This window comes from Stappia stellulata (assembly GCF_020176715.1).
In the GTDB taxonomy this organism is placed as follows: domain Bacteria; phylum Pseudomonadota; class Alphaproteobacteria; order Rhizobiales; family Stappiaceae; genus Stappia.
Map to the genome: position 1 here is coordinate 17,444 of NZ_JAIVMF010000023.1, position 21,721 is coordinate 39,164.

At 65.9% G+C, this 21,721-nt stretch carries 22 protein-coding genes; 16 read left to right on the plus strand and 6 right to left on the minus strand.

The window, feature by feature from the left end:
• The first annotated feature begins 4 nt into the window (after positions 1-4).
• The 6 genes from LC092_RS19125 (at position 5) to LC092_RS19150 (ending at position 5,533) form a co-directional block, all read left to right on the plus strand.
• Positions 5-877, plus strand: a complete 873-nt coding sequence (locus tag LC092_RS19125; protein ID WP_224809115.1) for a phytanoyl-CoA dioxygenase family protein — start codon at positions 5-7, stop codon at positions 875-877.
• Positions 874-1,893 (plus strand): adenosine deaminase, encoded by a 1,020-nt coding sequence (locus LC092_RS19130; protein WP_224809116.1) that lies wholly within the window; start codon positions 874-876, stop codon positions 1,891-1,893. Before LC092_RS19125 ends, LC092_RS19130 begins: the two co-directional genes overlap by 4 nt.
• 155 nt (positions 1,894-2,048) lie before the next feature.
• A complete protein-coding gene (upp, locus tag LC092_RS19135) occupies positions 2,049-2,678 on the plus strand; it encodes a uracil phosphoribosyltransferase (protein WP_224809117.1) in 630 nt (209 codons plus the stop codon).
• Positions 2,679-2,712: 34 nt separating this feature from the next.
• Complete coding sequence (locus LC092_RS19140; RefSeq protein ID WP_224809118.1) at positions 2,713-3,639, plus strand: ribokinase; 927 nt, start codon at positions 2,713-2,715, stop codon at positions 3,637-3,639.
• 149 nt (positions 3,640-3,788) lie between these two features.
• The gene (locus LC092_RS19145) at positions 3,789-4,310 is read left to right on the plus strand and encodes a TIGR02281 family clan AA aspartic protease (protein WP_224809119.1); all 522 of its coding nucleotides are present in this window, start codon (positions 3,789-3,791) and stop codon (positions 4,308-4,310) included.
• Between the two features lie 191 nt (positions 4,311-4,501).
• Positions 4,502-5,533 (plus strand): histone deacetylase family protein, encoded by a 1,032-nt coding sequence (locus LC092_RS19150; RefSeq protein WP_224809121.1) that lies wholly within the window; start codon positions 4,502-4,504, stop codon positions 5,531-5,533.
• A 2-nt stretch (positions 5,534-5,535) separates the two neighbouring features.
• Here the strand turns inward: LC092_RS19150 and LC092_RS19155 are convergent, their stop codons facing one another.
• Positions 5,536-6,165, minus strand: a complete 630-nt coding sequence (locus tag LC092_RS19155) for an HAD family hydrolase (RefSeq protein WP_224809122.1) — start codon at positions 6,163-6,165, stop codon at positions 5,536-5,538.
• A gap of 131 nt (positions 6,166-6,296) precedes the next feature.
• Between LC092_RS19155 and LC092_RS19160 the strand changes: the two genes are divergently transcribed.
• On the plus strand, positions 6,297-7,469 hold the full coding sequence (locus LC092_RS19160) for a phosphate/phosphite/phosphonate ABC transporter substrate-binding protein (RefSeq protein WP_224809123.1): 1,173 nt from the start codon (positions 6,297-6,299) through the stop codon (positions 7,467-7,469).
• Positions 7,470-7,476: 7 nt separating this feature from the next.
• On the opposite strand, the gene LC092_RS19165 is transcribed toward LC092_RS19160, so the two are convergent.
• From LC092_RS19165 to LC092_RS19185, 5 genes are all read right to left on the minus strand, one after another.
• Entirely contained in the window at positions 7,477-8,655 is a 1,179-nt protein-coding gene (locus LC092_RS19165) for an acetate/propionate family kinase (protein ID WP_224809124.1), read from the minus strand.
• On the minus strand, positions 8,652-10,097 hold the full coding sequence (locus tag LC092_RS19170) for a bifunctional enoyl-CoA hydratase/phosphate acetyltransferase (RefSeq protein WP_224809125.1): 1,446 nt from the start codon (positions 10,095-10,097) through the stop codon (positions 8,652-8,654). Before LC092_RS19170 ends, LC092_RS19165 begins: the two co-directional genes overlap by 4 nt.
• Before the next feature lie 183 nt (positions 10,098-10,280).
• Positions 10,281-10,877 carry a TadE/TadG family type IV pilus assembly protein gene (locus tag LC092_RS19175; protein WP_224809126.1) on the minus strand — a complete coding sequence of 199 codons (597 nt, stop codon included), beginning with the start codon at positions 10,875-10,877 and terminating at the stop codon, positions 10,281-10,283.
• A 2-nt stretch (positions 10,878-10,879) separates the two neighbouring features.
• A complete protein-coding gene (locus LC092_RS19180) occupies positions 10,880-11,458 on the minus strand; it encodes a TadE/TadG family type IV pilus assembly protein (RefSeq protein ID WP_224809127.1) in 579 nt (192 codons plus the stop codon).
• Between the two features lie 39 nt (positions 11,459-11,497).
• Positions 11,498-11,986, minus strand: coding sequence for a pilus assembly protein N-terminal domain-containing protein (locus LC092_RS19185; RefSeq protein ID WP_224809128.1), 489 nt, complete (start codon positions 11,984-11,986; stop codon positions 11,498-11,500).
• Between the two features lie 399 nt (positions 11,987-12,385).
• On the opposite strand from LC092_RS19185, the gene LC092_RS19190 reads away from it, so the two are divergent.
• The 9 genes from LC092_RS19190 (at position 12,386) to LC092_RS19230 (ending at position 21,519) form a co-directional block, all read left to right on the plus strand.
• Complete coding sequence (locus LC092_RS19190; protein WP_224809130.1) at positions 12,386-12,571, plus strand: Flp family type IVb pilin; 186 nt, start codon at positions 12,386-12,388, stop codon at positions 12,569-12,571.
• Between the two features lie 197 nt (positions 12,572-12,768).
• A complete protein-coding gene (locus LC092_RS19195; RefSeq protein WP_224809132.1) occupies positions 12,769-13,275 on the plus strand; it encodes a prepilin peptidase in 507 nt (168 codons plus the stop codon).
• 259 nt (positions 13,276-13,534) lie between these two features.
• On the plus strand, positions 13,535-14,311 hold the full coding sequence (gene cpaB, locus LC092_RS19200; protein WP_224809134.1) for a Flp pilus assembly protein CpaB: 777 nt from the start codon (positions 13,535-13,537) through the stop codon (positions 14,309-14,311).
• 39 nt (positions 14,312-14,350) lie between these two features.
• Positions 14,351-15,790 carry a type II and III secretion system protein family protein gene (locus tag LC092_RS19205; RefSeq protein ID WP_224809136.1) on the plus strand — a complete coding sequence of 480 codons (1,440 nt, stop codon included), beginning with the start codon at positions 14,351-14,353 and terminating at the stop codon, positions 15,788-15,790.
• A gap of 14 nt (positions 15,791-15,804) precedes the next feature.
• Positions 15,805-16,569 (plus strand): CpaD family pilus assembly protein, encoded by a 765-nt coding sequence (locus tag LC092_RS19210; RefSeq protein WP_224809138.1) that lies wholly within the window; start codon positions 15,805-15,807, stop codon positions 16,567-16,569.
• 20 nt (positions 16,570-16,589) lie between these two features.
• Positions 16,590-17,906, plus strand: coding sequence for an AAA family ATPase (locus LC092_RS19215; RefSeq protein ID WP_224809140.1), 1,317 nt, complete (start codon positions 16,590-16,592; stop codon positions 17,904-17,906).
• 90 nt (positions 17,907-17,996) lie between these two features.
• Positions 17,997-19,505 (plus strand): CpaF family protein, encoded by a 1,509-nt coding sequence (locus tag LC092_RS19220; RefSeq protein WP_224809142.1) that lies wholly within the window; start codon positions 17,997-17,999, stop codon positions 19,503-19,505.
• Positions 19,498-20,517 carry a type II secretion system F family protein gene (locus LC092_RS19225; RefSeq protein WP_224809144.1) on the plus strand — a complete coding sequence of 340 codons (1,020 nt, stop codon included), beginning with the start codon at positions 19,498-19,500 and terminating at the stop codon, positions 20,515-20,517. Before LC092_RS19220 ends, LC092_RS19225 begins: the two co-directional genes overlap by 8 nt.
• A gap of 15 nt (positions 20,518-20,532) precedes the next feature.
• A complete protein-coding gene (locus LC092_RS19230; protein WP_412103617.1) occupies positions 20,533-21,519 on the plus strand; it encodes a type II secretion system F family protein in 987 nt (328 codons plus the stop codon).
• Positions 21,520-21,721: the final 202 nt, after the last annotated feature.

Below are 21,721 nucleotides of genomic sequence, written 5' to 3' on the forward strand. Positions count from 1 at the left end.
ATGAATGATTGCACGCTCATTTGAGGCGCCCGCTGACGGTCGTTTGACGCCGGAGATGCGCACGGCCTATGCCGAGGACGGATTTCTCGTCCTGACGGGCTACAAGAGTTCTGAGGAATGCGACGCGCTCGCCAGCCGCATGACCGAGCTGATCGACGCCTTTGATCCGGCGGAAAACGCCTCCGTCTTCGAGACCGGCGCGCAGAGCCACGCCCGCGACCGCTACTTCCGCGAAAGCGGCGACAAAATCCGTTTCTTCTTCGAGGAGGAAGCCTTCGACACCGACGGCAAGCTGACGCGGCCCAAGCATGCCGCGCTCAACAAGGTCGGCCATGCGCTGCACGATCTCGATCCGGTGTTCGAGGCGTTTTCGCGCGATCCGCGCCTTGCGCGCACCGCCGCCGATCTCGGGCTGGCCGATCCGCTGCTGGCGCAGTCGATGTATATCTTCAAGCCGCCGGAGATCGGCGGCGAGGTCAATTGCCACCAGGATTCCACCTTCCTGCACACCGAGCCGCTTACCTGCACCGGCTTCTGGTTCGCGCTCGAGGATGCGGACCAGACCAACGGCGGGTTGCTCGGCGTGCCGGGCGGCCATATCGGTCCTCTGCGCCAGCGTTTTCACTACGACGGCGACGGGCTGACCATGGAACCGCTCGACGACACGCCTTTCGGCGAGGATGCCGCACTCGTCGCGCCGAAGGGAACGCTGGTCGTGCTGCATGGTCTGGTGCCGCACCGCTCCGCGCCCAACCGCTCGCCGCGCTCGCGCCATGCCTATGCGCTGCACATGGTCGACGGCACGGCCCGCTGGTCGCCCGACAACTGGCTGCTGCGGTCTCCTGAAAACCCGATGCGCGGCTTCGGGCCGGCATGACGCAGACCCTGACTGCGGCCCTCGTGCCCAAGGCGGAACTGCATGTCCACATCGAGGGCGCCGCGCCGCCGGATCTGGTGCGCGAGCTCGCCGATCAACACGGCGTCGATGTCTCCGGCCTCTTCGCCGAGGACGGGTCCTATGCGTGGACGGACTTCGCCCAGTTTCTCGCCGTCTATGACAGGGCGAGCCGGGTGTTTCGCACGCCGCAGGACTATGCGCGCCTCGCCGAGACCTATCTGCGCTCGATTGCCTCGGACGGCGCGATCTACGCCGAACTCACCATCTCGCCGGATCATGCCGCCGCAAGCGGCCTCTCCTATGCCGATTATGTCGGCGGTCTTGCCGAGGGCATTGCGCGGGCGCGGGCGGCGACAGGCATCGAGGCGCGGATGATCGCCGTCGGCGTGCGCCATTTCGGCGCGCGCGCGGTGGAACAGGTGGCCCGTCAGGTCGCGGCCTATCCGCATCCTTTGGTGACGGGCTTTGGCCTGGCGGGCGACGAGACGGAGGGCCATCCGGCGAATTTCGCCCGCGCCTTTCGCATGGCGGCGGAGGCCGGCCTCGGTCTTACCGCTCATGCCGGCGAAACGGCCGGGGCGGAAAGCGTGACGGCGGCGCTCGATTTCCTGCAGGTCTCGCGCATCGGCCATGGCGTGCGCGCCATCGAGGACACGGCCGTGGTCGAACGCATTGTGCGGGACGGCATCGTGCTTGAAGTCTGTCCCGGCTCCAATCTGGCGCTCGGGATCTATGGCGCGCTGCGGTTTCATCCGGTCAACCTGCTGCGCCGCGCCGGCTGCCGCATCACGCTCAATTCCGACGATCCGCCGTTTTTCGGCACGTCGCTCGCCCAGGAATACGAAGCTTGCGCGCGCACCTTCGGCTGGGATCGGGCACAGAGCCTGGAGATCACGCGCACGGCGATTGCCGCCGCCTTTTGCGACGAGGACACCCGCGCCCGGCTGCTGCATGCGGTGGCGACGGCTGAGGACGCCCCTCCGGACCCGGCGTGAGGCGCATCGGATCTGTTGCTTTTCGTCGCGGCCGGTGTTCCGCTTGGCGAGCGCTTGAACTAGAAGGACCGAAGACAGGCAGCGCACCGGTCGTCCGGCCCTGGCGTTGCCGGGGACGCGTTCGACATCCGGTCCGACACAAGAAGAGGCGAGACATGACAGGTGCCACCGTAATCGACCATCCGCTGGTTCAGCACAAGCTCACGCACATGCGGATGAAGGACACCTCGACCCAAGGGTTTCGTCGTCTGCTCAGGGAAATTTCCGTTCTCCTGACCTATGAGGTCACCCGCGACCTGCCGATCGCGCCGATGGAGATCGAGACGCCGCTTCAGCCGATGTCGGCTCCCGTCATCGAGGGCAAGAAGCTCGTCTTCGCCTCCGTCCTTCGCGCCGGCAACGGCCTGCTGGAGGGCATGCTGGAACTGGTGCCGGCGGCGCGCGTCGCCCATATCGGTCTCTACCGCGACCCCAAGACGCTGCAGCCGGTCGAATATTACTTCAAGGCTCCCGACGGCCTCGCCGAACGCCTCGTCGTGGTGGTCGATCCGATGCTCGCCACCGCCAATTCCGCGATTGCCGCCGTGCAGCGGCTGAAGGATCGCGGCGCGACGCAACTGCGCTTCCTGTGCCTGCTGGCCGCACCCGAGGGCATCGCCAAGTTCAACGAGGCCCATCCCGACGTGCCGATCTTTACCGCCGCCATCGACGAAAGGCTCAACGAGAAGGGCTATATCGTGCCGGGGCTCGGCGACGCGGGCGATCGCATGTACGGTACCAAATAGGCGGGGCTTTCCGCCTGAACGCGGGGGCGCGGAGATGATCACAGTTTTCGGGTCGATCAACCTGGATCTGGTTGTGTCGCTGCCGCGCCTGCCGGCACCCGGCGAGACCATCGTCGGGCCGGATCACCAGAGCTTTGCCGGCGGCAAGGGCGCCAATCAGGCGCTTGCCGCCGCCCGCGCGGGCGCCAGGGTGCGCATGATCGGCGCGGTCGGACAGGATGCCCATGCCGGCCCCGCGCTCGCCAATCTGGAGGCCGCCGGCGTCGACCTTTCCGGCGTGCGCCATCTGGAGGGAACGACCGGGCTTGCCATGATCGGGGTCGCCGCCGACGGCGAGAACCTGATCATGTGCGCCAGCGGCGTGAATGCCCGCGTCGCCGCCGACTGGCTTGAGGGCGAACTGTCTCCCGAGGTGCTTTTGGTGTTGCAGCGCGAGTTGCGCGCCGAACCGATCCGCGATGCGGTGGCGCGCGCCCGTGCGGCCGGAGCGCGGGTGCTGCTCAACGCCGCGCCCTCCGGGGACGCGGATCTGGCTTCGCTTCTCGACGATGTCGACATTGTCGTCGCGAACGAGATCGAGGCGGCGGAGCTCGGCATTGCCAGGGGCGCGGCGCCCGGGTCCTCCGCCGAAGCCTTTTGCGCCGTGCTTGGCGGTGCGGAGCGCCTGAGCGTCGTCACGCTCGGGCCGCGCGGTGTCGTCGCGCGGCTTGGGACGGACGTCTGGCGGGTTGCCGCGCCGCGCATCGAGGTCGTCGATACCACCGGCGCCGGCGATGCCTTCGTCGGGGCGCTTGCCGCAGCGCTCGACCGGGGGGCGGATGTGCCGCGCGCCCTGTGCGAGGGCACGGCCGCCGGGGCGCTCGCCTGCACGGCAACAGGCGCGCAGACGTCCTCGCCGGGTGCACAGGCGATTGCCGCGCTTGCCGACACGCTCACCTGCGAGCGCACCACCGCCTCATAGGTACGGCTTGCCGCGTCTCGTTAAAAAGCCGGCGACCGCGTTCACCTTTCGCAAACCCAGACCTGCGGTTTTCCTCAAGGCTCAGCCCTCCCTTAACCCGTCAGGTCGATACTTCTCCCATTGATCCGCGGAAGGGCGAAGAGGGACCGATGGGACGCTATCTGATCATTGCGATTGCTGTCGTGGCGGCCGCGGTCTTCGGCCCCGACCTTGCCCGCACCTACCTGGACGACGGCCGACTTCTAGCCGCCGCCCGCGTCGATGACGGCGAAAGCGATGCCTCGCAGACCTCTTCGGGACTGCGCACGCTCGTCCTCAAGGCGGGGCAGAACGGCCACTTCCAGGTCAGCGCGCATTTCAACGGCCGTCCGGTCCAGTCGCTGATCGACACCGGCGCCTCGGCCGTCGCCTTGCCCCTCGCTGTTGCGCGGGCGGCCGGCATCGCGCCTTCCGCTTCCGACTATACGGTTCGGGTCAGGACCGCCAACGGCGTGGCGCTCGCCGCCCCCGTGCGCCTGCGTGAAATGCGCCTCGGCAGCATCCGCATGCGGAATGTCGAGGCGCTGGTAATGCCGGCGGGCGCGCTGGAAATCCCGCTCATCGGCATGTCGGCGCTCAACCGCCTGCGCACGGTCGACATCCGCTCCGGAACCATGCGGCTGATCCAGTAGGCGCGTCCCTTGCGGCTTTTCCCGACTTTGCCGCAGGCATGCGCCCTGGCGCCTCGCTGACGGGTTGCGGCGACCGGCCGACACCGGTATCAGCGATGGGAAGAGCGCTGCCCGTCCATGCAAGGCGACTGGACCTTGAAGGTGACCGGATCTCAAAGGTGATTGGGGCGGCCAGGGTGGGGACCCGACGCATGAAGACCATCTTTTCCATGGGCCAGCTGGCTCACAATCCGACCCACGAGATTTCCGACGGCGCGCTGCAGCCGGCGGTGGAAATTCCGGCGCGCGCCGAGATGGTGCGCGACCGCATCCTGCAAACCGGCTTCGGCGCGGTGCTCGAGCCGGACGATTTCGGCATGGCGCCCTTGCAGCGCGTTCACGATGCCGACTATCTGGCGTTCCTGGAAAGCTTCTGGACCCGCTGGACCAACGCCGGACGGTCCGGCGAGGCCTTCCCCTTCGTCTGGCCGGTCAGGGGCCTGCGCAAGGATCCCGCGCCCGATCACATCGACGGCCTGCTCGGGCGCTATTCCTTCGATGCCGGCACGCCGATGGGCGAACACACTTTCGCCGCCGCCCGTGCCAGCGCCAATTCCGCGCTGACGGCGGCCCGGCTGGTCGCCGGCGGCGAGGCCTACGCCTTCGCGCTGTGCCGCCCGCCCGGGCATCACGCGGCGGCCGATTATTACGGCGGCTATTGTTTCCTGAACAACGCGGCGATCGCCGCCCAGTGGCTGCGCGATGCCGGCGCCGAGCGGGTTGCCGTGCTCGACGTCGACTACCACCACGGCAACGGCACGCAGTCGATCTTCTACGAGCGCGACGACGTGCTCTTCCTGTCGATCCATGCCGATCCGCGCGAGGAATACCCCTATTTCCTCGGCCATGCCGACGAGACGGGCGCCGGAGCGGGCGAGGGGTATAACGCCAACTATCCGCTGGAGCTCGGCGCCGACTGGCGCATCTGGTCGGCCGCCCTCGACGCGGCGCTGACGCGCATTGCAGCGCATCGCCCGGACACGCTGGTCGTCTCGCTCGGTCTCGATCCCTACCAGAACGACCCGATCTCGAAATTCCGCCTGACCGGCGAGGATTTTACCCGCATGGGAGCGGCGCTTGCGCGCGCCGGCCTGCCGACGGTCTTCGTGATGGAGGGCGGCTATGCGGTCGACGCGCTTGGCGTCAATTGCGTCAACGCGCTTAGAGGCTTCGCCGACGCTTGAGGTCAGCCGCGAGGCGTGAGCGGAAAGCCCTGGTCTGCAAGGACCGCGCGCAGGCCGTCTGCGCCGGTGAAATGGTGGGCGTGCATGCCGACGTTGCGCGCGGCGGCGACATTCGTGGCGCTGTCGTCGATGAAGATCGTCTGTTCCGGCACGATTGCGTTGCGGGAAAACAGCACCTGGTAGATCGCCGGGTCCGGCTTGAGAACGCCTTCATGGGCCGAGACCACCACGTCGTGAAACGCCTCCTTGAGGAAGGGAAAGCGGATCTCGCATTCGGCGAATTTCTCGCGCGAGAAATTGGTGATCGCATAAAGCGGCACGCCGGCTGCGCGCAGCTCCTCGAGGATCGCGACGGTTGCCGTGATCTCGCCCGGCACCATCTCCTGCCAGCGGGTGTCCCAGGCGGTGATCGCCTCGGCATGCTCGGGATGAAGCTCGAGACGCTCGGTGATCGCGTCCTTGAAGCTGCGGCCCCGGTCGAGGCTGAGATTGAACTCCGGCGGGCAGACGACCTCCAGGAAATGCGCCATCTCCTCAGGGTCGGGAAAGATCTCCCGGTAGAGGACGCGCGGGTCCCAGTGGATCAGGACGTTGCCGATATCGAAGACGACCGTGTCGGGTGTGCGTGGCATGATGGCTCCTTCAAGTGATTCGAAGTCTGACACGGGAACGGCACGAGACGGTGACACCGCGCGCACAAGACCGCAGGAAGCTTATGTCCGGCGGACCAGCGGCAACGCGTCCCGGAACGGTTCGGCTTTGTTTGGCTGCGGCGGCGGTGCTGGTTCTGGCCGTTTCGTCGGCCCGCGCGCAGCAAGCGGGCGACGCGGGAGCGGTGTGGCCCGCCGGCGACCCGGCCGTCTCGCGGGACGCGGCGGTTCAGGACGGCGGCGGCGACGCGCGCTGGCCCGATACGGACGCAGGTGAGGCCAGCGACGGCGATCTTGCAGCGGATGACGCCGGACGCGACCCCTGGCAGACCGGTGTTCCCGGCAGAGACGCGCCGGAAGAGGGGCGCCTGGAGGCGGGCGACGCCGGCACCGATACCTTCGATCCCGAGCGCCTGGCGCTCCTGCCGGTGTTGCGCGTCGGGCTGGTGCTTGATCCGGCGCGCGAGGACTTTCAGGCCGCCGAGCCGTTCCGCGCGGCGCTGGAGGCGGGGCTTCGCATTCCCGTTCACCTCGTCGCCTATCGCGATCTCGCCCGGCTTCAGACCGCGCTGGTCCGCGGCGAGATCGACTATGCGCCGTTGTCGGCCTCGGCCTATGCGGCGGCCTATCGGCGGTGTTCCTGCGTCGTGCCGCTGATGGTGCCGCGCAGTGCCGACGGCGCGGCCGGGTGGCACGCGGTCGCCCTGGTCGCGCGGGACGCGCCGTTTCAGGACCTTCGGGATCTTGCCGGAACCCGGCTTGCGACGGCACGACCCGTCTCGACGGCGGGCTACCGGGTGCCGCTTGCGGCGATGAAGGCGGACGGGCTCGATCCCGACAGCCATTTCGCCAGCATTCGGGCGTTCGACAGCGTGCGCGCGGCCGCTGCTGCCGTTCTGGCCGGCGAGGCGGATGTCGCCTTCGGCTGGTCGTCGCTGCGGGGAGACGCGCGCAGCGGCTACAGCCGGGGCACCCTGCGCGATCTCGCCGAACTGCAGGGCGCGGGCACGTCTCCCTTGCGGGTGGTATGGACCTCGCCGCAAATTCCCAATGCGCCGCATGTCGCGCGCGCCAGCGTTCCGGTCGAGATCCGCGATGCGCTCGTCGAGCTTCTGGTCATTGATGCGGCGGTGTCGCCCTCGGACGCGTTGCGGCTGTCGCCCCATGGCTTCGTGCCGGTGACCCATGAGGATTTCGCGCCCGTGCTCGCGACCTTTCCCAAGGCGGGAGAAGGGGCGAGCGGCCGTCTGCGTCCGCTCGGCGGGGCGGCGGGGGAGCTGCGCTGAAGCGCGCTCAGGCGTCGACGAGACGCCGTGCCTGGCGGGCGATCATCCGTTCCTCGTCGGTCTCGATCCGGTAGACGGCAACCTTCGCCTCCGCCGGCGACAGCCGCGTTTCTTGTGCTGCATTGGCGTCCGCGTCGAGGGCGATGCCGAGCCAGCCCATGTCGGCGCAGGCGAGGCTGCGCACGCGCGCGGAATGCTCGCCGATCCCGCCGGTGAAGACCAGCGCGTCAAGCCCGCCGAGAATGGCCGCAAGCGCGCCGGTCTCGCGACGGATGCGCAGGGCGAAATGCTCGATCGCCAGCCGCGCGGCCGGGTCGGGGGAAGCTTCCAGCGTGCGCATGTCGGAGGAGACGCCGGAGAGGCCCAGGAGCCCGGAGCGGTGGTAGAGCAGGTCGGCGATCTCGTCGCCGTCCATGCCGCGTTCCTGCATCAGATACAACAGCACGCCCGGGTCGATCTGGCCGCTGCGGGTTCCCATCGGCAGACCGTCGAGCGCGGAAAATCCCATGCTGGTGGAGACGCTCTTGCCGTCCCTGAGCGCACACATCGACGCGCCGTTTCCCAGATGCGCGATGATGACGCGGCCGCGTCCGACGTCCGGCGCGATCTCGCACAGTCGGCCGGCGACGAACTCGTAGGACAGCCCGTGAAAGCCGTAGCGGCGCACGCCCTCGTCGTAGAAGGCGGACGGAAGGGCGAAGGTGTCGATGACGCGCGGATGGCCGCGATGAAAGGCCGTGTCGAAACAGGCGATCTGCGGCGTGCCGGGAAAGGCCTTTTGCGCCGCGCGGATGCCGGCCAGATTGTGCGGCTGGTGCAAGGGCGCGAGCGGTTCCAGCCGCGCAAGGGCCTGCTGCAGCGTCTCGTCGATGAGCACCGGGTCGGCGTGGTCCGGTCCGCCGTGAACCACTCGGTGCCCGACGGCACGCACGGCAATATCGGGCGTAGCGGTCGAAAGAAAGGCCACGATGGCGCCAAGCGCCGTCTCGTGGCAGGCGGCGTCATCGGCGGGCAGGGCGCTGTCGGCGAGCGTCGTGCCGGCATCGTCGTGAACGGACAGATGCGGTTTCGTCCCCAGACCGTCGACCTGTCCGCGCAGCAGCGAGTGCTCGCCGTCGAAGAGCTGGAACTTGATCGACGAGGATCCGGCGTTGATGACCAGGATTGCCTGCTCAGCGCTCGTCATGTGTCGTGCTCCGTCCCATTTGCATCACCTTCGAGCTCCGTCACTTCGAAGGGGGCAAGCGCTTCGCCGTTGCGGCGCCAGTGATCGTAGAGCAGCGCCAGCGTGCAGGAGGCGAGGCGGGAGCGGGCATCGTCGGCGCGGCTTGTGAGGATCACCGGCACCGAGGCCCCGATCACCAGGCCGGCGGCCTCCGCATGGGCGATGAAGGTCAGTTCCTTGGCCAGCATGTTGCCGGCTTCGAGATTGGGCGCGATCAGCACGTCCGCGCGCCCCGCCACAAGCGAGGTGATGCCCTTGGTCTTCGCCGCCCGCACGTCGATGGCGTTGTCCATGGCCAGCGGTCCGTCGACGATGCCGCCGGTGATCTGGCCGCGCTCCGCCATCTTGGACAGGACCGCGGCGTCCAGCGTCGAGGGCATAGCCGGATTCACCGTCTCGATGGCCGAGAGAATGCCGACCTTGGGCGTCATGATGCCGAGCGCGCGGCCCATGTCGATGGCGTTTTGCACGATGTCGACCTTGGCGGCGAGATCCGGCGCGATGTTGATCGCCGCATCGGAGATGATCACCGGCGAGGGCCGGCCGGGAATATCCATCACGAAACAATGGCTCAGCCGCTTGCCCGTCCGAAGCCCGCCGTTGCGCTTGACGATGTGGCGCAGCAGCACGTCGGTGTGCAGATGCCCCTTCATCAGTGCGCGGGCGCGGCCCTCGTGCACCAGGGCGACGCCCTTGGCCGCCGCCTGCTCGTCGGAATCGACGTCGATGATCTCGATCTCGCCGAGGTCTTCGCCAAGGCTGTCCGCCGCCGCCACGATGGCGGCCGCATTGCCGACCAGAATGGGGGAGATCAGCCCTTCGCGCGCGGCGAGAAGCGCGCCGCCGAGCGAATTGGCGTCGTCGGGGGCGACGACCGCGACGGGGAGCGGCGGCAGCGGGCGGACCAGTTCGGTCAACCGGTCGAAATGCTGGTGGCGCTCCACCAGGATGCCGGGGAGGATCGAGGCGTCGAAGGCGATCCGCGTTGACGGCGCGACCACGACGGCCTCGCCGTCGGCGATCACTGTGCCGTCGGAGCGGGTCACCTGCGTGTCCAGGCGCACGACGCCGTCGGCCTCCTTGGCGGATACCGTGGCGCTGGCGGTCAGCTTGTCGCCGAGATGGACGGGCGCGCGAAAGTTGAAGGTCTGCTTGCGGTAGACGGTGCCGGGGCCGGGCAGCACATTGCCGAGGACGGAGGAGATCAGCGAACCGACCCACATGGAGGGCGCGACCGGATCGTCCTTCTTGCCGTCGCCTGTCCAGTCGATATCTGGAATATGTACCGGATTGATGTTGCCGGAGGCATGGGCGAAGACGAAGAGGTCGTTGGCCCTCAGGATGCGGGTGAGCGACGCGGTCTCGCCGATTGCCAGTTCGTCATAGGTGCGGTTCTGCGCCATGATGGTCCGTCCTTGTTCGCGATGCCGCACGTTTGCGCGCGGGGGCGTTCCCCGCAAACCCCAAATGCGCCTCAGCGGTGTATGGCACGTCTGTGAAGCGGCAGTGAACCCGGACGGTCGCATCCGCGCTATCCGGTAAGGCCCTTAGGAGACAGGGGCACCCAGGTCAGGCATGGGGAAACGTCAGTTGCAGCACTCGACGTTGGTGCTGACGCGCGGGCGCATGAAATAGATGTCGCTCAGTTCGATCGTGTCGGAATTGAACACATCCTTCAGCACAGCGGCGAAGGTCGGCCGATGCGTATAGGTCGCCTGCGAGACGATCAGATAGGTGTCTTTCTGTTTCGTCAGGCCTTCCGGGATCGTGATCGGCGGAGGGGAGTTGTTGCTCCAGGCGCTGGTGTTCAGGGCCCGGCTCCACACCACTTGCGGCGTGTCGACGTCCTTCATCCAGACACTGGCGACCACCAGTTTGGCGTCGCTGGAGGGATAGGGCGCGAGCATCGCCTCGGAAATTTCCATGAGATCGTTGATCTGGGCGGTCGTCAGCTTGTCGGTCTGCGCCACGAGATCGGCGAGCGCGCTCGCCGTCTGGCTGACCTTGCGATCGAGCGTCAAAGCCGAGTTCAGTTCCACCATCCCCAGGAACAGCAGCAGCATGAACGGCAGCACCAGGGCAAATTCGACCGCGGCAACGCCGCGCCGGTCGGCACCGAAACGGGTGACGCGCCGCAGAGGGCGCGGAAGGCGGAGCCGGAAGGGAAGGGTCCAACGCGTCACGGTCATCCTCCCGGCTTCTGCGTTGTCCAGGGGAAGGGTTCGTTGCGGAAGACGGCGGTGGCGACCAAGAGCCGGTCGCCTGAATCGAGATCCGCGTAATTGGTCTTCATCAGCGACGATACCATCGGCCAGCGGTAGAGCGCGCGCACGATGACGATGTCACCGGCCTCGCCGTGGTTGTAGGCGGTCTTGTCGGTGAGGGCCCCATCCTCGATCAGCGTCTTGGGCGTATAGCTGGAAAAGGAGTTGATGCGCTCCACGTCGATGGTCAGCCGCTCCTTGCTCACCGGAAAGCCGGACATGTTCTCCAGGACCTTCGCCTTGAAGGCGCCACTGTCGAAGCCCTGCGCATGGGCCTGCCCGGTCCGTATCAGCCGCGCGGCGTCGAGAACGGCGTTGTTGAGGATCTGATCCGCGAACAGCGACAGGCCGATCTCGATCAGGCCGAACAGCAGCAGGAAAAACGGAATTGCGACGAATCCGAACTCGATCGCCGTCGTGCCCTTGCGGTCGCGCAGCAGCACGGCGAGCAGCCGCCTGCGCTTGCCTGCGCGCACCGAACGTCCTGAAACGTCGCTCATCGGGGGCCTCGTTCCATCGATTTCGCCGTTGGATGTCATCTACTGCGTGACGCCTGCGGCCTGCTCTGACATTTGGGTGCGCGCGGTCGCCTGCTTGTTGGTGAGCTCGTAGCTGGCTTCCGTGTCGCCGACGCGCATCACCGGCTCGCAGGCGGGCGCGCAGGAATAGGAGGTGCGTGCCGTGTTGCGGTGGACGGTGACGATATCGGCCTCGGGCGCGCTCACGGTGATCACCTCGTCGATGATCGGCTCGCCCTTGGCGTCCAGGATCACCAGGTTGGTGGTGCCATAGAGCTTGCCGGTCACGACAACGGTCTGGCGGTCATACATGGTAACATCGGCAATGGCGGGATTGCCGACGATCACCGTGTCGGCGGGCGCGTCGATGCGAAACACCTTGGCGCGGTCTGTCATGACCTGAACGGCGCTGTCCTGCGCCTGTCCGTCGACGGGCAGCAGCGCGAGTGCGGCCGCGAACGCCAGGGCGCCGGCGAGCGGCTTGAGCGAAATCAGGCGGAAAGGCGACATTTCCATCGGCTCCTTCGAAGAATTCCTACCCGAACGTGAAGGAGATTGGTGAAGGAACCGCTAACATGCGCCGGCGCCTCGTTGCGATCCGCTGCTATTGTTAATTCCGACGAGGCGAGGGGTTTACCAAGATCTTCGCGACGGCACCCTCGTCCGCTTTCGTTGCTGGTGTCCCGGGGCAATGCGTGTTGAAAGCCTTGGTTAAAATTGAATCGAATGTATTCGCATTGCATTAACCATGGAAAGGCGAAGAGGATTTGTTTTTTCTCCGCTTTCCGAATTTAACCAAGTGGCAACTTGTGGTTCCTATAGTGGCAACATCTTAGAGCGGCCAAGCAAATGAGAAAAACGGTCGACAAGATGGTGCTGTCAAAACAAGTGGAAGTTAGGAGCCAACAAATGAAAAATCTTTTCGCACGTTTCGCCAATGACGAATCCGGTGCCACCGCGATCGAATACGGTCTGATCGCCGGCCTGATCTCCATCGCGATCGTCACCGCGGTTACCACGGCTGGTGGATCGATCTCGTCGATCTTCACCACCGTCTCGACGAAGCTGACGGCCGCTCAGGGCAACGTCAAGTAAGACGGGCCGTCCCGCATCGCGAATGAACCTGCTGGTTGCCGCAGTCCGCGAACCGGCAGGTCCATGACGCAAGACCAAGCGGGCGGCCGGTGCCGCCCGCTTCTTTTTGTCCGCCTCCTCGACGAGCGCGTGAACCCGGTCTTAAGGGCCGCGCTGCCAGACTTCGGGGCGGATCGACAGTGGACGAGGAACGGAACATGCTCGAAGCGGCCCTCTTGGTGGTTTTCCCATGCCTGCTGGCCTTTGCCGGCGCCTCCGACCTGTTCACGATGACGATTCCGAACCGTGTGTCGCTCCTCCTGGTCGCCGGTTTCGCCGTGCTTGCGCCCTTCATCGGGCTCGGACCAGCCGACATCGGCCTGCATGTGCTGGCGGCAGCGATGACGCTATGCGCCGGATTCGCCTTTTTCGCCTTCGGCTGGATGGGCGGGGGCGATGCCAAGGTGATGACCGCCGTGGCGCTGTGGTTCGGTTTTACGCCGGCCTTCTTTGTCTTCCTGGCGTTCGCCGGGATCTATGGCGCCGTCCTGACGCTCGGGCTCCTGATGTTCCGCCAGGTGCCTGTTCTGCCGATTCCCGCCGGGCGGGCCGATTGGCTTCTGCGTCTCCATGATGAGCACACCGGTGTTCCATACGGCATCGCGCTATCTGTGGCCGCGCTTCAGACCTATCCGCAGAGCATCTGGTTCCAGGCGCTGACGTAAGGGGCCGGTGGCGCTCATTTTGGGGTTTCGTTCGATGTGACCTCAGGCGGACGGTAACCCCGGTTGCTTGCCTGAATATTAACGAAAAATAAACGCTCCAAAGAGCGATTCCCGAAATGCAAAATCTTTAAAAATCATTCATCTACATTGATCACACCTGATTAACCATGTCTTGACCATTTGCCCCGCACAGTATCGGCAGGATGGTCGTTGGCGTTTGTGCCGACGACACGAAACCGACCGATTGCGGGTAACAGTCATGAAAATCGCTCGTCTGGCCATTTTGGGTGTTTCGCTGGGTGCAGGCCTTCTGGTTGCGCGCATGGTGATGACCTCCGGCAGCGAACCGCCGTCCGAACCCGTGATCGTTGCGGAAACGACGGAGAAGGACGAGGTGCTCGTGGCGGGCCGCGATATCGCGCTCGGTCAGCAGGTCAGGGAAGACGACCTGAGCTGGACCGACTGGCCGCGCGACCTCACCCCCCTGAACGCGATCCTCAGGTCCGAACGCCCCGATGCCGTGGGCGAAATCGCAGGGCGCATCGCCAAGGCGCCGGTCTATTCCGGCGAGCCGCTGCGCGAGGAGCGCCTGATTTCGAGCGACCGCGGCTTCATGTCCTCGATCCTGCCCAAGGGCAAGCGGGCGATTGCCGTCTCGGTGGAGGCCCTGACCTCCGCCGGCGGCTTTATCCTTCCCGGCGACAAGGTCGACGTCATTCTCACCCGCCAGTCCGGCCAGCGCGGCGGCAACAATTTCACCAGCGAAACCATCCTCCAGAACGTGCGCGTGCTCGCGATCGACACGATCACGGCCGGAGAGCAGGAGGAGAAGGCATTGCCGCCGGGCCAGACCGCGACGCTCGAGCTCCTGCCGAACCAGGCGGAGGTCGTTGCCCAGGCGACGCAGCTCGGAACGATCTCGCTGGTCCTGCGCAGCGTTCAGGATTCGGCAGATGACGCGGAGCAGAACGTGATCGGCGGCGGTGTGAACTTTGTGAAATTCGGCGTTACCGGCCAGATGCAGACCCAGCGCTAGAACGGCGCGGGTATGGCAATGACGTCAAGGAGAACTAGAATGGTTGCTCAACGTTTCCTCGGCATCGGCCTGGCCGTGGCGCTGGTCCTCGGCGGCCTGGGACTGCCCACGCGCTCACATGCGGACGGGTATCCGAAATCCGTGACGATCTCCGCCGGCGAGCGCGTCTCCGGGCGCATGCTCCAGGTCGGCCTCGGCCGGTCTGTGGTGATCAACCTCGGCGAGGAAGTCAGCGACGTCATCGTGTCCAACCCGGAAGTGGCCGACGCGGTCGTGCGCAGCGCGCGCCGGGTGTTCGTCTTCGGCAACAAGGCGGGCCAGGCGAGCCTCTTCCTGTTCGGGCGTGCCGGCAACCAGATCGCCAGCTTCGATCTCGCGGTGGAAAACGACACCACCGACCTCAATGCGATGATCCGGCGCTCCATCCCCGGTGCCCAGATCCGTGCCGAATCCGTCAACGGCAACATGGTGCTGAGCGGAACCGCGCCGAGCACGGCGGACGCCCAGCGGGCGGCCGACCTCGCCGAGCGCTTCACCCGCAAGGAGGGCGAGGCGCTCCCGGTTCTCAACATGATCTCCGTCACCGGCAAGGATCAGGTGCATCTCAAGGTCACCGTCGCGGAGGTCGAGCGCTCGATCATCAAGCAGCTCGGCGTCAATCTCGGCGGCAACATCGGCATCGGCAACTACAACGTCGGCTTCAACAACGCACCCGGCTACACGGTGAACTCCAACGTCGTCGGCCGGTCGGCGGCCGGCCTGTTCGACCCGACAAATCCGAATTCGACCTCCGGCTTCATCGCCGGCGGCACCCAGCTCAAGGCCAACATCGAGGCATTGCAGCGCGACGGCGTGATCCGCACGCTGGCCGAGCCGACGCTGACGGCGATCTCGGGCGAGAACGCCAGCTTTCTGGCGGGCGGCGAATTCCCGATCCCGATCTCCCAGGACAACAACAAGATTTCGGTCGAGTTCAAGAAGTTCGGTGTCGGCCTCGATTTCACGCCGGTGGTGCTGAGCGGCGGCCGTATCTCCCTGCGCGTCAAGACCGAGGTCAGCGAGATCACCCAGGAAGGCGCGGTCAATATCGGCACCCTGTCGATCCCGGCCCTCAAGGTGCGGCGTGCGGAATCCACCGTCGAGCTTCCCTCCGGCGGCACGCTGGTGATGGCCGGCCTTTTGAAGGAATCCTACAAGCAGGATCTCAACGGCGTGCCCGGCCTGATGCAGGTGCCCATCCTGGGCGCGCTGTTCAAGAGCCGCGACTTCCTGCGCCAGGAGACCGAGCTCGCCGTTTTCGTCACGCCCTACACGGTGCGCCCGGTGGCACGGTCCGAGCTTGTCGAGCCGACGAAGAACTTCGCCCCGGCCACCGACGGCGACACGATTTTCCTGAACCGCCTGAACCGCGTCTATCGCGTGTCCGGTAGCCCGGCCGAAGGCGGCTATCACGGCCAGGTCGGCTTTATCTACGAATGATGGGGATCGCACCGATGATTGCAAAGACCGCACAGCGCCGCGCAGCGGCAGCGCGCCCGAGCCGGCCGGTCATGCCCGCCGTTGCGGTTCTCGCAGCGCTTCTCGCCGCCGGCTGCCAGAGCCAGGCGCCGACCACCTCGGCGCTTGCCGCCAACGACTACCGCCTGCGCCATCCCATCGTGGTTGGCGAAGGCACCAAGACGCTGGACCTGCCGATCGGCAGCGGTATGCGGCACCTGTCGCCGCAACTGGCGGCGGTGGTGTCGAGTTTCGCCCGCGACGCCCGGTCGCGCGGCGGCGGGTCGGTGGAGATCATCGCGCCGTCCGGCTCGCGCAACGAGGCCGCGGTCCATGCGGTTCTGCCCCAGATCCGCCAGGCGCTGGCCCGCGGCGGGGTGCCGTCGAAGCGCATCGCAACGCGCAGCTACAGCGTCGGCGATGGCGGCATCGCAGCACCCGTGCGCCTCGCCTACACCGGCGTGCAGGCAAGTGCGGGTCCCTGCGGGCAATGGCCCGACAATATCACCGGCGGCGGCTCGGCGACGAAGCACAATCCGCAGCTCAACAACACGCAGTACTACAATTTCGGTTGCGCCTCGCAGGCGAACCTGGCGGCGATGGTCGACAATCCCTCCGACCTTCTCTACCCGCGCGCGGTCGAGCCGGGCGATCAGATGCGCCGTGGCGTCGTCTATGAAAAGTTCCGCAAGGGCGAGCAGACGGCATCGGAATACAAGCAGGGTGACGGCGCTCAGATTTCCGACGCAGCCGGAAACTGATCCCGGGAGGAGCAGGACGAATGAACACGCTGGCATTCGAGGACATGGGTGAGGACACCCGCCGGGCAATCGACGAGGCGGACCGCGAAACCGAGATCGCGGCCCCGCCGCCGCCGGCCGACACGCTCGACCTGAAAGCGGTTCCGCGCATCGCCATCCAGGCGTTTTGCGAAAGCGACGAGGTTGCCGGGACCATCGAGCGGGCCGCGCAGGACCGGCGCATGGCCAAGGCGCATGTGAAGGTGCACAGGGGCGGGATCGCGGCCGCGGCGGATTTCTATTCCTCCGCGCCGACACCGAACCTGATCATGATCGAAAGCCTGATGGACCCGAACGGCTTGATCGAGGGGCTGGAGCGTCTCGCCGAGGTCTGCGACGCGGGCACCAAGGTCGTGGTGATCGGCCACGTCAACGACGTGTCGCTCTACCGCGATCTCATTCACCGCGGCGTCAGCGACTATCTTGTCGCGCCGATCGACCTGTTCCAGGTGATCGGCGCCATCGGCGATCTTTACGTCAGCCCGGAGTCCGAACCGCTCGGCCGCACCATCGGCTTTATCGGCGCCAAGGGCGGCGTCGGGGCCTCCACGGTTGCGCATAATGTCTCCTGGTCGATTGCCCGCGTCTATGAAAGCGATGTGGTGCTGGCCGATCTCGACCTGGCCTTCGGCACCGCCGGGCTGGATTTCAACCAGGACCCGCTGCAGGGCGTGTTCGAGGCCGTGTCCTCGCCGGAGCGGCTGGACGAGACCATGCTCGACCGCCTCCTGTCGAAATGCGCGGATCGCCTGAATCTCCTTGCCGCACCCGCCTCGCTGGAACGCGCCTATGATCATGGCGAGACCAGCTTCGACGGACTGCTCGAGGTGATGCAGGCAGGAGCGCCGGCGGTCATTCTCGACATTCCCCACGGCTGGTCGTCGTGGATCCGCCATTTGCTGGCGAAGGTCGACGAGGTGGTGATCGTCGCCGAGCCGGATCTGGCGAACCTGCGCAATGCCAAGAACATGGTCGACACCCTGCGCCAGCTGCGTCCCAACGACGCCGCGCCGCGCCTTGTGCTGAACCGCGTCAACGTGCCCAAGCGGCCCGAGATCAAGGTGAGCGAGTTCACCGACGCGCTCGGCATCGATCCGGTTGCGGTGCTGCCGTTCGAGCCGCTCCTGTTCGGCACGGCGGCGAACAACGGGCAGATGATCGGCGAGCAGGACGAGAAGCATCCAAGCGCCGCCCTGTTCGACCAGATCTCGCAGGTCGTCACCGGTCGGGGCGAGATCCAGAAGCAGAAGGGCCTGGCGCTTGGCGCGCTGATGAGCCGCTTGTTGAAAAAGGCCTGAGGCGCGGAACGGCGGCTTGTGGCTGTCGGCCCGCGGCGGGGGAACGTCCCTCCGCGGACGATTGATGAACGCAGTTGAGAGCAGGTGAAAATGTTCGGTCGACGTGGCGCAACTCCTGGAACGGCGGCTCCCCGCCCCAAGGCTCCCGCTGCTCCCCCCGCGGGATCGGCGGTCGAACCGCGCGCGGACGCGCAACAGGAGCGCGAGACGGCGGTCGCCGCCAGCGCTGCGCCAGCCGTTGCCGCCCAGCCCGCTCCCCAGCCCAAGGCCCCCGAGCCTGCGCCGGAAAAGCCCGTGCAGAGGCGGTCCAACGACTATTACGCGACCAAGGCGTCGATCTTCAACGCGCTGGTCGAGGCCATCGACCTGTCGATGCTGACCCGGCTGTCGCCGGAGGATGCGCGCGAGGAGATCCGCGACGTCGTCAACGACATCATCGCGCTGAAGAACGTCGTCATGTCGATCTCCGAGCAGGAAGACCTGCTGGAGGACATCTGCAACGACGTGCTCGGCTACGGCCCGCTGGAGCCCCTGCTGGCGCGCGACGACATCGCCGACATCATGGTCAATGGCGCCGACACGGTCTACATCGAGACCCAGGGCAAGATGCAGCAGACCGGCGTCCGCTTCCGCGACAACAAGCAGCTGATGAACATCTGCCAGCGGATCGTGAGCCAGGTCGGCCGCCGCGTCGACGAATCCAGCCCGATCTGCGACGCGCGTCTCGCCGACGGGTCGCGTGTCAACGTCATCGCGCCGCCGCTGGCGATCGACGGCCCGACGCTCACCATCCGCAAGTTCAAGAAGGACAAGCTGACGCTCAAGCAGCTCGTCCAGTTCAATTCCGTGTCGCCGGAAGGCGCTACCGTTCTGGAGATCATCGGCCGCAGCCGCTGCAACGTGCTGATCTCCGGCGGTACCGGCTCGGGCAAGACGACGCTGCTCAACTGCCTGACCGCCTATATCGATTCCACCGAACGCATCATCACCTGCGAGGATGCGGCGGAGCTGCAGCTGCAGCAGCCGCATGTGGTGCGTCTGGAAACCCGCCCGCCCAACCTTGAGGGCGAGGGCGAGGTGACCATGCGCGACCTGGTCAAGAACTGCCTGCGCATGCGGCCCGAACGCATCATCGTCGGCGAGGTGCGCGGACCCGAGGCCTTCGATCTGCTGCAGGCGATGAACACCGGCCACGACGGCTCGATGGGCACGCTCCACGCCAACAGCCCGCGCGAGGCCCTCTCGCGTCTGGAATCGATGATCACCATGGGCGGCTTCTCGCTTCCCTCCAAGACCCTGCGCGAGATGATCGTGTCTTCCATCGACGTGATCGTCCAGGCGCAGCGCCTGCGCGACGGCTCGCGCCGCATCACCCATGTCTCCGAGGTCATGGGCATGGAGGGCGACGTCATCATCACCCAGGACGTGTTCCTCTACGACATCCTCGGCGAGGACGCGAACGGCAAGCTGATCGGGCGGCACCGCTCCACCGGCATCGGCCGTCCGAAGTTCTGGGAAAAGGCCCGCTACTTCGGTGAGGAACACCGTCTCGCCGCGGCGCTTGACGCGGCCGAAGTGCGCGAGGACGGCAATGTCTGAGCTGAAGGACTTTCTCTCGCCCGAACTGACGATGCTGGCAACCGCCCTGCTTGCCACCTTTTCCATCGGCGGCATCCTCTATGCGCTGCTGCAGCCGATGCTGACGGGAGAAAAGCAGCGCGACAAGCGCCTCAAGTCCGTCTCCAGCCGCGCCACGACCATCGACGCCGCCCGTCTCCTGAAGGACAACGACCGGCGCCGCAAGTCCGTTCAGGACCAGCTTCGCGATTTCGAAACCCGGGAAAAGAAGCGCAAGGACAAACAGGCGCGTCTCACGCTCGAGGAGCGGATCGAGCAGGCGGGGCTGACCTGGACGCGGCGCACGTTCTACATCTTCTCCGTGGTCAGCGGCCTTGTCGTCACCTTGATCGGCTTCTCGATCACCTCGTCGATCCTCGTCAACGCCGGCTTCGCCTTTGTCGGCTTCTTCGGCATTCCCCGCTTCTATCTGGGGCGCAAGAAGAAGAAGCGCATCGACGCGTTTCTCAATGAACTGCCGAATGCGGTGGATGTCATCGTGCGCGGTACCAAGGCGGGTCTGCCGCTGGCGGAATGCTTCCAGATCGTGGCGGCCGAGGCGCGCGACCCGATCCGGACGGAGTTCCGCCGCCTGATCGAGGCGCAAACGATGGGCGTCACGCTGAGCGAGGCGATCACCAAGCTGCCGCAGCGCATGCCGGTGGCGGAAGCGAATTTTCTCGCGATCGTCGTTGCCATCCAGTCGCAGGCCGGCGGCTCGATGTCGGAGGCGCTCGGCAATCTGTCCAAGGTGCTTCGCGAGCGCAAGGCGATGAAGGGCAAGATCCAGGCGATGAGCCAGGAGGCGAAATCCTCCGCCGCGATCATCGGGTCGTTGCCGTTCCTGGTTGTCGGCGTGCTGTCGCTGACGAGCCCGTCCTACATCATGCTTCTGGTCACCGAACCTGCAGGCAACATGATCCTCGCCTTTTCCGGATTCTGGATGCTGACGGGAATGGCCATCATGAAGAAGATGATCAACTTTGACTTCTGACGCGAAGGCCCGGCCATGATGGGACTGGATTTTTCTGATCTGATGAGCCAGCAGATGATCATCGCCGCGCTGACGATGGTCGCGGTTGCCGGCACGGTCTTCGTGCTGGTGATGCCGCTGCTTGAGGGCGACAAGCTGAAGAGCCGCATGAAGTCGGTGGCGCTCGAGCGCGACCAGATGCGGGCGCGCGAACGCGCACGCATGGCCGACGAGAAAGCCAATGCAAGGGTCTCCCTGCGCAATCAGCCCAAGCAGCAGGTGCAGCGCATCGTCGACCGGCTCAACCTCAAGCATTTGATGTCGGACGAACAGACCAAGCTGCGGCTTATGCGGGCCGGATTTCGCGGCACCAAGCCGCTCTACATGTTCCTGTTTGCGCGGCTGGTCATGCCGGTGGTGCTGTTTGTCGTGGCGCTGTTCTACACCTTCGTGGTGCTGCAGCTCGAACAGCCGCCGATGGTCAAGGTCCTGATCGCCAGCGTGGTGGCCTTCATCGGCTATTACGCGCCTGATCTCTACTTGAAGAACCGCATTCAGAATCGCCAGCTGTCGATCAACCGGGCCTGGCCCGACGCGCTCGACCTGATGCTGATTTGCGTGGAATCGGGCATGTCCATCGAGGTCGCCTTTCGCAAGGTCTCGGAGGAAATCGGCGTGCAGTCGATCGCGCTCGCCGAGGAACTGACGCTGACCAACGCCGAATTGTCCTATCTCGGCGAGCGTCGGCTTGCCTATGAGAACCTGGCGAAGCGCACGGGCCTGGAAGGCGTCAAGAACGTCTCGCTCGCGCTTATCCAGGCGGAGCGCTACGGCACGCCGGTGTCGCAGGCGCTGCGGGTGATGGCCGACGAGAACCGGGCGCAGCGTATGCAGGCGGCCGAGAAGAAGGCCGCCGCCCTGCCGCCGAAGTTGACGGTTCCGATGATCGTGTTCTTCCTGCCCGTGCTTCTGGCCGTGATCATCGGCCCGGTGATCATCCAGGCGCTCGCCACCTTCAAGTGATCCGCAAGAGGGCGCGCGGCCCGAAACGTGGAGCCGATTGCCGGCTCAGACATCAAAAAGGCCTCCGGGACGATCCCGGAGGCCTCAGACTGCTGACAAACCCGTCGATTTCGGCGGGTTTGTTTTTTTGCAGTTTTGGTTCTGAGGTTTTGAGCGGTTTTGGTTCAGGGTTAGGTTGGTCCAGCCACCTCAGGCTGGGGCT